Annotated in this window: 10 protein-coding genes; 7 read left to right on the top strand and 3 right to left on the bottom strand. The window is 64.6% G+C overall.

The genetic code is table 11. The annotated features are described in order from the left end of the window. Positions 1–263 (bottom strand): aldehyde dehydrogenase family protein (locus AC1DW9_RS19420; protein ID WP_476855158.1); only part of this gene is annotated, 263 nt, incomplete at its 3' end. Positions 264–387: 124 nt separating this feature from the next. Here AC1DW9_RS19420 and AC1DW9_RS19415 point away from each other — a divergent pair. After that, the gene (locus AC1DW9_RS19415) at positions 388–1,314 is read left to right on the top strand and encodes a LysR family transcriptional regulator (protein WP_441490118.1); all 927 of its coding nucleotides are present in this window, start codon (positions 388–390) and stop codon (positions 1,312–1,314) included. Between the two features lie 3 nt (positions 1,315–1,317). Here the strand turns inward: AC1DW9_RS19415 and AC1DW9_RS19410 are convergent, their stop codons facing one another. Both AC1DW9_RS19410 and AC1DW9_RS19405 read right to left on the bottom strand, forming a co-directional pair. Next, positions 1,318–3,060: an ABC transporter permease gene (locus tag AC1DW9_RS19410; RefSeq protein WP_441506041.1), complete on the bottom strand. Its 1,743-nt coding sequence runs from the start codon at positions 3,058–3,060 to the stop codon at positions 1,318–1,320. A 23-nt stretch (positions 3,061–3,083) separates the two neighbouring features. Then, positions 3,084–4,070 (bottom strand): ABC transporter substrate-binding protein, encoded by a 987-nt coding sequence (locus tag AC1DW9_RS19405; protein WP_441506042.1) that lies wholly within the window; start codon positions 4,068–4,070, stop codon positions 3,084–3,086. Positions 4,071–4,346: 276 nt separating this feature from the next. On the opposite strand from AC1DW9_RS19405, the gene AC1DW9_RS19400 reads away from it, so the two are divergent. The 6 genes from AC1DW9_RS19400 to AC1DW9_RS19375 all read left to right on the top strand — a co-directional run bounded on the left by AC1DW9_RS19400 (position 4,347) and on the right by AC1DW9_RS19375 (position 10,034). Next, entirely contained in the window at positions 4,347–5,720 is a 1,374-nt protein-coding gene (locus AC1DW9_RS19400; protein ID WP_441506135.1) for an ABC transporter substrate-binding protein, read from the top strand. A 99-nt stretch (positions 5,721–5,819) separates the two neighbouring features. Beyond that, a complete protein-coding gene (locus AC1DW9_RS19395; protein WP_441490115.1) occupies positions 5,820–6,707 on the top strand; it encodes a carbohydrate ABC transporter permease in 888 nt (295 codons plus the stop codon). Further along, the gene (locus AC1DW9_RS19390) at positions 6,707–7,543 is read left to right on the top strand and encodes a carbohydrate ABC transporter permease (protein WP_113515117.1); all 837 of its coding nucleotides are present in this window, start codon (positions 6,707–6,709) and stop codon (positions 7,541–7,543) included. Before AC1DW9_RS19395 ends, AC1DW9_RS19390 begins: the two co-directional genes overlap by 1 nt. 110 nt (positions 7,544–7,653) lie before the next feature. After that, complete coding sequence (gene tal, locus AC1DW9_RS19385; protein ID WP_441506043.1) at positions 7,654–8,628, top strand: transaldolase; 975 nt, start codon at positions 7,654–7,656, stop codon at positions 8,626–8,628. Next, complete coding sequence (locus AC1DW9_RS19380) at positions 8,628–9,179, top strand: cysteine hydrolase family protein (protein WP_441506044.1); 552 nt, start codon at positions 8,628–8,630, stop codon at positions 9,177–9,179. The genes tal and AC1DW9_RS19380 overlap by 1 nt, the downstream gene beginning before the upstream one ends. Before the next feature lie 243 nt (positions 9,180–9,422). Continuing rightward, a complete protein-coding gene (locus tag AC1DW9_RS19375; protein WP_441506045.1) occupies positions 9,423–10,034 on the top strand; it encodes an HdeD family acid-resistance protein in 612 nt (203 codons plus the stop codon). Positions 10,035–10,133 lie beyond the last annotated feature (99 nt).

Genomic DNA, 10,133 nt, shown 5'->3' with positions numbered 1-10,133 from the left:
GCGAGCAGCTCGGCCAGCTCGTCATTGTTCTGCGCGATGAGGTCGAGGAACTTCATCAGCACTCGGGCGCGGCGCTGCGGGTTGACCGCCGCCCATTTCGGCTGCGCCGCCAGTGCGTTTTCGACAGCGGCGCGCATCTCGGCGGGAGAGGCGAGCGCGACCTTGCCGATCACGGTTCCGTCCATCGGCTGGTAGATGTCGGCCGTGCGGCCCGAGGTTCCGGCGACGTGCTTGCCACCAATGAAATGACCGACCTGACGCATCGCGCCCTCCCTACGAATGGTGTGGTGTCTTGATTGGCCTCACCCCTACCATTCTCGTTTGTGCACGGCTATAGCAACTATCAAGCGGTCGCCGTGCGCAAAAGCAAATATCAGGGAGAGCGTCTTGGAGAGGTTCGACTGGGATGATCTGCGCTTCTTTCTCGCTGTTGCCCGCTCCGGCCGGCTGACGGCTGCGGCCCGGCGTTTGGGCGCCGATCATGCCACGGTCTCACGTCGTGTCACCTCTCTGGAGGAATCGCTCAAGGCCAAGCTCTTCGAGCGCCGGCCGCAGGGCTACACCCTCACAGCCCATGGCGAGCGATTGCTGGCCAAGGCCGAGAGCATGGAAACCGAGGCGCTCGCGATCCAGAGCGATATCGGCGGCGCCGACATGGCGCTGGCCGGCACTGTGCGGATCGGCGCGCCGGACGGTTTCGGGACCTGTTTCCTGGCGCCGCGCCTGGCCGGCCTCGCCAAGGCCTATCCCGGGCTCGAGCTGCAGCTCATCGCCATGCCGAGGCTGCTGTCGCTGTCCAAGCGGGAGGCCGATGTCGCGATCACGCTGGCGCCGCCCAAGGAGGGCAAGGTCGTCGCGCGCAAGCTCTGCGATTACCGGCTCGGCCTCTATGCGACGCGCGAGTATCTCGACAGCATGCCGGTGGTCGCGAAGCCCGACGACCTCTTCGAACATCGGATCGTCGGCTATATCGACGACCTGATCTTCACGCCGGAGCTCGACTATCTCGACGAGGTCGCCAAAGGCCTACGGGCGCAGGTGCAGAGCTCGAATGTGCTGGCCCAGATGAATGCGGTGGTTGCCGGCGCCGGTATCGGCGTCATCCATCATTTCATGGCGGCGACAGAGCCGCGCCTGGTGCCCGTCCTGCCGCATAAGGTGTCGATCACGCGCTCGTTCTGGTTGCTGGTCCATGCCGATCTCAAGGATGTCGCCCGCGTGCGCGCCATCGTCGATTTCATTGTTCGCGAGGCGAAGGCGGCGCGCTCGCTGATGATGGGCGAGCCCAGGATCGAGACGCAGGCGGCGGAGTGATGCTCAGATCCGCCAGGGCAGGACATTCTCCGGCAGGCGCTTGGCGCAAAGGTCGAGCAGCAGCATCACGCAAAGGATCACCGCCGAGGCGCTGATCGCGACCGCTGCCGCCTCGCCGGCGAGCCCGGCTTCCTTCAGGCTGAACAGAACGACGCCCAGCGTCTCGGTTCCCGAGGACCAGAGCAGGGCCGAGACGGTGAGCTCGTTGAAGGCCACGAGGAACACCATCAGCGCACTGACCGTCGCAGCCGGGGCGAGGATCGGCGCCACGATGAAACGCAGCATCTGCCAGAGCGTGACACCATCGAGTTTCGCCGCCTCTTCGTGATGCGCCTCGATCTGCGCCATTGCCGCGATCGGGGCCTTCAGCGCCAGCGGCAGGAAGCGCGCCAGATAGGCGAAGAGGATGATGAATGGTGTCGCATAGATGCTGACGCCGATCAGCGGCAGCGGCTTCAGGAACATCAGGATGCAGGCGATGGCGAGCACCACGCCGGGCAAGGCGTAGGGCAGCTCGATGACGAGTTCGACGACACGCCTCGCCTTGCCCATTCGCCGCTCCAGCGCATAGGCGAAGGCGATCGAGGCCAGCGCAAGGATCACCGCTGCGGTGCCGGCGAACAGGAAGGAATTGCGGAAGGCGCGCGCTGTCACGTCCTGGCGCAGCAGCACCTCGGTGAACTTGTCGAAGGTCAGGCTCTGCCAGGAGAGCGCGACGCCGAGCGCTGGCGTCAGTGCCTCGCTGAGCAAGGCAAGGAAGGGCAGGCCGAGCTTGAGGGCGATCAGGAGCCAGAGGCCGGCCGTGACGAAGGGGCGGGCGCTGCCGAGGGGCCAGAAGGGCTGCAAGGGGCGCTCGATTTCGACCTTGCCGCCGCGGCGCGTCGCAAGGATGCTTGCGAGAATGCCGAGGCCGGCGACCAGCGCGACGAGCAACGACAGCGCCGCGGCATCCGGCAGCCCCGCCGGTCCAAAGCTCGAAAGCCGCCGGTAGATCAGGGTTGGCAGGGTGAGATAGTTCATCGGCAGTCCGAGCAGTGCAGGAATGCCGAAATTGCCGATGCCGGCGACGAAGGCGATCAACCCGGCTGCGACGATCTGCGGGCGCAGCACCGGCAGCAGGATGCGGGTGATGATCGTCGGTGGCGCCGCACCTTCGAGCTGCGCCGCCTCGACCAGGGAATGCGGGATGCTGCGCAGCCCGCTCCAGAGCGTGATCGCGACCAGCGGCGCATGATGCAGCGCCATGACCAGGATGATCCCGCCGCGGCCCAGCAGGGGATTGGGGGTTCCCGGCGCCGGTGTCAGGCCGAGCGCGCCAAGAATGGGAGAGTGGGGGGCGGTCAGGCTGAGGAAGGCGAGCGCCGCCACCTGCGGCGCGATCATCATCGAGAAGACGAAGGCGAAGGCCAGCGGACGCTTGCCGCGTAGATCGGTCACTGCGAGCAGGATCGCGACGGCGCCGCCAATCGCGAAGGCGCCGAGCGCAGAGAGACCGGCGGTCTCGATGCTGTGCAAGGTCGCGGTGAGGGCGGCCCGGCTGCCGATTTCGGCGAGGGCTGCATCCGGCATGAACCGGCCGCCGGGCGCGAAAGCGGCGAGCAGGAGGCGCAGGAAGGGAAGGCCACCGAAGACCAGGACGCAAAGCGCCACCAGCACGGGCAGCCCGAGCCCTGAAGGCAGGTGCAACCCCGGCAGGAGCCGAGGTTGCCCGATATGCGGCCGGTCGGAGCGGGCGACGAGGGTCATGCTGCGTCCGGCCTGGCTTGGGCTTACTCGAAGATCGCGCTGAAGCGCTTGCGCGCTGCGGTCTCGTCGGCCAGCGCCTTGGCCGCATCGAACGGCATCAGCTTGATGGCGGCGCGCTCGGGATAGCCCGCGGGCAGCGCAACGTCGGGGTGTGCCGCGACATAGCCCTGCTTCAGGGCAAGTTCCTGGCCATCCCTGGAGATCAGGAAATCGACGAACGCCTTGGCGGCCTCCGGATTCCTGGTGCTCTTGAGGATCGCGACCGGTTCGCTGACGGCGGAGACGCCCTCGCTCGGGAACACGAACTCGACCGGCGCGCCCTTGGCCTTCTCGCGGATCGGCATGAAGTCGACGATCATGCCGTAGAGCTTCTCGCCGGTCGCGACTTGCCTCAGGATGTCGCCATTGCCACCTGCTGCCAGCGCACCGTTGTTCCTGAGGGTCTCATAGTAGCCCCAGCCACCGGGCAGGTTGCCCGCGAGCGTCATGGTGTGGATCAAAGCTGCGCCGGAGTTCAGGGGGCTCGGCATGGCCAGCAGGTTCTTGACCTCCGGCTTGCCGAGGTCGAGCCAGCTGGTCGGCTTCAGTCCCGCCTTGGTGTTGTAGACGATGCCGGTGGTGATCAGCTTGGTCGCGAACCACATCTTCTGCGGGTCGTGAATGCCGGCGGGATAGGCCGATGTCGCGGCGGCTTCATGCGCGAGCAGCCGGTTCTCCTGCTTCAGCCCTTCCATCGTCACCGAATCGGCGATCAGAAGAACATCGGCCTGAGGCGCGCCGGCCTCGATCTCGGCCCTGAGCTTGGCCATGATGCGCGGTGTGCCGTCGCGCACGAAGCTGATCTCGACCTTGGGGTATTTCGCCTTGAAGGCATCGATGGTCTGCTGGGCGTCGGTATTGGGCTGGCTGGTGTAAAGAACCAGCTTGCCCTCGGCCGCCTGGACAGCGAGAGGGGCCAGGCAAAGGGCAAGGCCCGTCGCAGCCAGAGCGATCATCGCCTTCGAATGCATTGTCTTTCTCTCCTGTCCGTCGGCCGGCCGGCCTCCGGCACTCGCGGTAGACCGCGTATATGACACATCCGTGACCTGTCATCACCGGGGCCGCTTGCGGCAGTGCAACTGCTCCACAAGGTGCTGATGCGCCACCGGGCCAACGGCCCGGCCTGCCCGAATTTCCCGCATCTGCCCGGCTTGTTTGTCGAACGGGTTTTCGACTAGTCTCCTCGGTGAAGGCGTACCAAAACGTCAGATTTAAACGTTTGAAATGGGAGGTTCTCAATGAAATCCATGCGTTATCTCGTGACCGGTGCAGCCTTCGCGGCGATCGCCGCCGGCTGGTCCGGCGCCGCCGTTGCGCAGGAGACGGTGACGGTCTGGTTCACCAAGGGTTTCTACAAGGGCGAGGACGATGCCCTGCTCGCGGTGGTCGACAAGTTCCAGAAGGCGACGGGCGTCAAGGTCGATCTCTCGCTCTATGCGACTGAGGATTGCGTGACCAAATCGGTCGGCGCCGTCGAGGCCGGAACGCCTCCCGATGTCGGCTTCTGCACCACCTATGATTTCCGCACGACCGGGAAATGGGCCTTCGACGGCAAGCTCGAGGACGTCACCGACGTGATCGAGCCGATGAAGGCAGAGTTCCAGCCGCAGGCGCTGGCGACGACCTTCCTGATGAACAACAAGGCCGGCAAGAAATCCTACTACGCCTTCCCCGTCGAACAGCAGATGATGCACATCACCTACTGGAAGGACATGCTGGAGGAGGCGGGCTTCAAGGAAGCGGACATCCCCAAGGGCTGGGACGGTTATTGGGATTTCTGGTGTGACAAGGTTCAGGGCGCATTGCGGGCCAAGGGCAAGCGCATCTACGGCATCGGCCATCCCATGGGCGTCGCCGCCTCCGACACTTTCTACAGCTTCCTGACCTTCGCCAACGCCTTCAACGCGCAGGTCGTCGACGAGAACGGCAAGATCGTCCTCGACCAGCCCAAGAACCGGGCCGGGATGATCGAGGCGGTCAAGGCCTATGCGAACATCTTCCAACGCGGCTGCACCCCGCCCTCGTCGGTGAACTGGCTCGACCCAGACAACAACGTCGCATTCCACAACCGCACGACCGTTGCCACGCATAACGCCACGATCTCGATCGCCGGCAAGCACATGGACGACATGAACAATCCGGCGCTGACCGCCGAGCAGCGGGCGACCGCGAAGAAGAACTACGAGGAGAACATCCGCACGGCCGAGTTCCCGAGGAAGCCGGATGGCAGCCCCATGACGAACCTGGCGGCGGTCAAGACGGCCGTGATCTTCGCCGATGCGAAGAACAAGAAGCGCGGCAAGGAGTTCATGGCCTTCCTGATGAAGGACGAGAACCTGCGTCCCTTCGTCGAGGGCTCGGCCGGGCGCTGGGTGCCGACGACGCTCAAGGGCATCGAGGCTCCGTTCTGGTCCGATGGCAAGGACCCGCACCGCGCGGTCGTCTACAAGCAGTACAAGGACGGCACTGTTCCGTTCCAGTTCGTCTACAACTACAATTTCACGACCGTGAATGCCGAGAACGTCTGGGCCAAGGCGGTGAACCGCGTTGTCCAGGACAAGATCTCGCCCGAACAGGCCGTGGACGAGATGATCGCTCGCATCAAGCAGATCGCCGGCTGATCCCGACGACCTGAACGACCGCGAAAACGGCATCCTGCGGCCGAACACGCCGTGGGATGCCGACCCGTCGAAAGAATGCGGGGCCTCGGAGGACAACTGATGACCGCCACCACCATGTCAGCGCCGGCAACGGTATCGGCCGAAATGACCTCGGGCCACACGCGAGACAGGGCGCTCTGGGGCGCGCTGATGCTGATGCCCTATATTCTCGTCTTCGCCGTGATGGTGGTCTACCCGGTCGGTTACGGCCTCTGGCTGGGGCTCAACTGGCAGTCCTATCGCGCACTCTTCGCGGACCCGATCTTCGTTCGCACGGTAGTCAATACCATCATCTTCCTGTTCGTGGCGGTGAACCTCAAGTTCCTGCTCGCGCTCTGGCTCTCGGGCTTCTTCGTGCAGCAGCGCGCCTGGGTGCGCATCGTGCTGGTGCTGTTCATCCTGCCCTGGGCCGTGCCCTCGATTCCGACCATCCTGTCCTTCCGGGTGATGCTGAACCCGGAGAACGGCATGCTCAACCAGCAGCTCTTCCACTGGTTCGGCATCGTCGAGGGGCCGGGCTGGCTCACCGACCCGACACTCGCCTTCGCGAGCTCGATCATGGTCCATATCTGGAAGTCGCTGCCGTTCTGGACGCTGATCCTGGTCACCGGCCGCCTGGCGATCTCGCAGGATCTCTATGAGGCCGCGAGCGTCGACGGAGCCAACGGGTGGCAGCAGTTCCGCTTCATCACCTGGCCGTCGCTGGCGACGCTCTATGTCACCTCGACCATGCTCTCGATGATCTGGACGCTGGGTGATTTCAACAGCGTCTACCTGCTCACCGGGGGTGGGCCGGGCGACTTGAACCATGTGCTGGCGACACTCGGCATCCGCTACATGCGCAACAACAACCTGGATCTCGGTATCGCCTCCATCATCGTCGCGATGCCGCTGATCCTGCCGATGGTCTTCGTGATGGTGAAGCGCCTGTCCAAGGGAGCCGAGTGATGAAAAAGGTTCTCGACGAAGGCAAGCTGATCCTGATCGCGATCCCGGTCCTGCTCTGGACCCTTCTGCCGATCTACCATCTCTTCGTGCTCTCGATCTCCAACCAGGAGTCGATGCTGGCCGGCAAGCTCTGGCCCGATCAGCCGACGCTCCAGAACTTCCAGATCGTCTTCAAGCAGCAGCATTATTACCTGACCAATTTCTGGCTGCAGATGTTCAACAGCTTCTTCATCGCCGTGGCCACGGGGCTGCTGACGCTCTTCGTTGCCACCTGCGCCGCCTTCGCCATCGCCCGGCTGCGGGTCAGGGGCGGGCGCACGATCATGAACCTGGCATTGGCGACCTACCTCATCCCGGCCGCCTTCCTCGCCATCCCGATGTACAAGGCGATGGGCTCCTACGGGCTGCTCAACACGCAGACTGCGCTGATCCTCGCCATGGTCGCGCTGGCTTCGCCCTATGCGATCTGGGTTCTGAAGCAGGCCTCCGACAAGCTGCCGAAGGAACTCGACGAGGCGGCGATCATGGATGGCGCGACCTCGCTGCAGCTCTTCCGCATGGTCTATCTGCCGCTGATGAAGCCGTCGATGGTGGTCATCGGCATCTACGCGCTGCTGCTCGCCTGGAATGAGTATCTCTACGCCTTCCTGCTGCTCTCGAGCGAAAAGGCGGTGCCTCTGGCAGTGGGGCTTGGACTCTTCCTCTCGGCGGATGACGCACCCTGGAATCTGCTGATGGCCGCGGGCCTGCTCTACGCCATCCCGCCGGCTGTGATCTATTATGGCTTCCGCAAGAACATGGTCGGGGGCCTGACATCGGGGGCAGTCAAGAGCTGACCCATCTGCGCCGTGCGCGCAGCCGTCCTTCCGGCCTACTCGCTTGACCGGACCGGAAGAGCGCCGCAGGTTTGACCATTGTTCAAGACACCGATTTCGGCAGGATCGCCATGACCGCTTCCAAGCTCGACCAGCTCCGCAAGATGACCACCGTCGTCGCCGATACCGGCGATATCGAAGCGGTGCGCCGTCTGAAGCCTGTCGATTGCACCACGAACCCGACCTTGCTGCTCAAGGCCGTCGAAACCCCGGCCTATGCCCATCTCGTGGATGAGGCGATTGTCTGGGGCCGGAAGGCTGCCGGTTCCAGCGAGGCCCGCGTGCATGCGGTTTGCGACCGGCTGGCCGTGACCTTCGGCGCCGAACTTGCCGGAATCGTCCCCGGACGGGTCTCGACCGAGGTCGATGCCGATCTCTCGTTCGACACGCAGGCGAGCATCGACAAGGCCCGTGCCATCATCGCTGCCTACAAGGAGCGCAGCATCGGGCGGGAGCGCATCCTGATCAAGATCGCCTCGACCTGGGAGGGCATCCAGGCGGCCAGGGTGCTGCAGGCCGAGGGCATCGACTGCAACCTGACCCTGCTCTTCTCGCTGCCGCAGGCGATCGCCTGTGCGGATGCGAAGGCCTTCCTGATTTCCCCCTTTGTCGGTCGAATCCTCGACTGGCACGTCAAGGCCGGCGGCGGCCCCTACACGGCGGAAACCGATCCCGGCGTGGTCTCGGTCCGCACCATCTATGCCTATTACAAGGCTTACGGCATCGACACGGTGGTGATGGGCGCCTCTTTCCGCAATACGGGCGAGATCGAGGCGCTGGCGGGCTGCGACCGGCTGACCATCGGCCCCGGCCTGCTCGACGAGCTCGCCGCGGCGCAGGGCGATCTGCCGCGCAGGCTCGCGCCGGACAATTCCGGGAAGGCACCCGCGAAGCTGCTACTCGATGAGAAGGCGTTCCGCTTCGCGCTGAACGAGGATGCAATGGCGACAGAGAAGCTCGCCGAAGGCATTCGCGGCTTCGTCAAGGATCTGCGCAACCTGCGCAAGCTGGTCGATGCCCGTCTCGAGGGCGCCAAGGCTGCCTGATGTCGGCACTTGTCATCATCGACGTCCAGCGCGACATCCTGGCCGTGCCGGTAGCTGCGCGCGCAGTCGTCGGGGAGCGCTTTGCGAAAGTGCGCGAGCGCCTGGCCGAGTTGATCGGCCGCGCGCATGCCGCCCAGCGCCCGGTGATCTTCATCCAGCATGACGGCCCGGCCGGACACCGTCTGGAAACCGGGACCCTAGGTTGGGACCTTCATCCCGACCTGCCGCGACAACCCGGCGACATCGTCGTTCACAAGACGGCCTGCGATTCCTTTCACGACACGGCCCTGCAGGTTGTGCTCGCGGAACGGAGGATCGGCCATCTCGTGATCGCCGGATTGATGACGCAGTACTGTGTCGACACCACCTGCCGGCGTGCCGTCGGCCTGGGCTTCGATGTCACGCTCGTCGCCGATGCGCATACGACCGCCGACAGCGATACGTTGCAGGTCGAGCAGATCGTGGCGCATCACAATGCCCTGCTGGATGGTTTCGATGCCGGTTCCGCGACGATCCGTGTCACGCCGCTGGCTCAGGTCGCGTTCGCCTGAATGGCGGCCCGGCGCGGTCGCCAAGAGCGCGCTCGGACGGCTGGGAACGGCCGATGAGCTGGCCGAGCTCGTCGCCTGGCTGGCGAGTGAGCGCTGCAGTTTCTCCGCCGGCGCCGTTTTCGATCTTTTGGGCGGTCTGGCAACCTATTGAGAACATTAGCGGTTCGCCCCTAGGGTGCGCCCGGAGTTGACGGCGAGCCCCGGTGGTGGGAGCCTTCGTGAAGTTCCACTGGGGGCCTGGTCATGTCGGACGCACCCGCGCATCAACCACCTTCTCTCGGTACGCATCTCCTGCCTTTGCGACGTAACTGGGGCTGGCTGCTTGCAGCCGGTATTGCCCTGGTCATCCTTGGCGTGCTCGGGCTTGGCGCTTCCGCCTTGCTCAGCGTTGCCAGCGCCATCTGGTTCGGCGCGATGATGTTCGCCGGCGGCGTGGTCATGCTGATCGACGCCTTCCGGCACAGCGGCTGGAAAAGCCTGCTGATGCATGTGCTGATCGGCCTGCTCTATCTCGGCGTCGGCATCATGACCTTCATCAACCCGGTCGTGGCGACGGCGTCGCTGACGCTTCTGGCGGGCTTTGCCCTGGTCGCAGCCGGCATCTTCCGCATCATCGTCGCCTTCCAGACGCGGCCGACGCCGGTCTGGATCTGGGTTCTGGTCTCCGGGCTGCTTTCACTCGCGCTCGGCGGGATGATCCTGGCGCAATGGCCGGCCTCGAGCTTCTGGGTCCTCGGCACCTTCCTCGCGATCGAGCTGATCTTCCAGGGCTGGGCTTGTATCGCATTGGCCATGGCGATCCGTTCGACCTTCAATGGCGCCGCCGCCAGGCGAGCGACGCCGCAGGCAGGCTAGATCACCGGACCGGACATCGTATCCGGTCCGGTGATCGAACCCTTTGTGTTTGCATCGGCTTTCCCGAAAGCCGCAATCCACCTTTCAGGCCGATGCATT

This window comes from Allobosea sp. P4_E12 (genome assembly GCF_056401655.1).
Note: the sequence above shows the minus strand (reverse complement) of the source record. Positions and strands in the feature narration are given on the sequence as shown.

Coding starts and splice junctions, on each gene's coding strand:
- AC1DW9_RS19410 (WP_441506041.1), bottom strand. CDS start 3,060: ATGACCCTCGTCGCCCGCTCCGACCGGCCGCATATCGGGCAACCTCGG.
- AC1DW9_RS19405 (WP_441506042.1), bottom strand. CDS start 4,070: ATGCATTCGAAGGCGATGATCGCTCTGGCTGCGACGGGCCTTGCCCTT.
- AC1DW9_RS19400 (WP_441506135.1), top strand. CDS start 4,347: ATGCGTTATCTCGTGACCGGTGCAGCCTTCGCGGCGATCGCCGCCGGC.
- AC1DW9_RS19395 (WP_441490115.1), top strand. CDS start 5,820: ATGACCGCCACCACCATGTCAGCGCCGGCAACGGTATCGGCCGAAATG.
- AC1DW9_RS19390 (WP_113515117.1), top strand. CDS start 6,707: ATGAAAAAGGTTCTCGACGAAGGCAAGCTGATCCTGATCGCGATCCCG.
- tal (WP_441506043.1), top strand. CDS start 7,654: ATGACCGCTTCCAAGCTCGACCAGCTCCGCAAGATGACCACCGTCGTC.
- AC1DW9_RS19380 (WP_441506044.1), top strand. CDS start 8,628: ATGTCGGCACTTGTCATCATCGACGTCCAGCGCGACATCCTGGCCGTG.
- AC1DW9_RS19375 (WP_441506045.1), top strand. CDS start 9,423: ATGTCGGACGCACCCGCGCATCAACCACCTTCTCTCGGTACGCATCTC.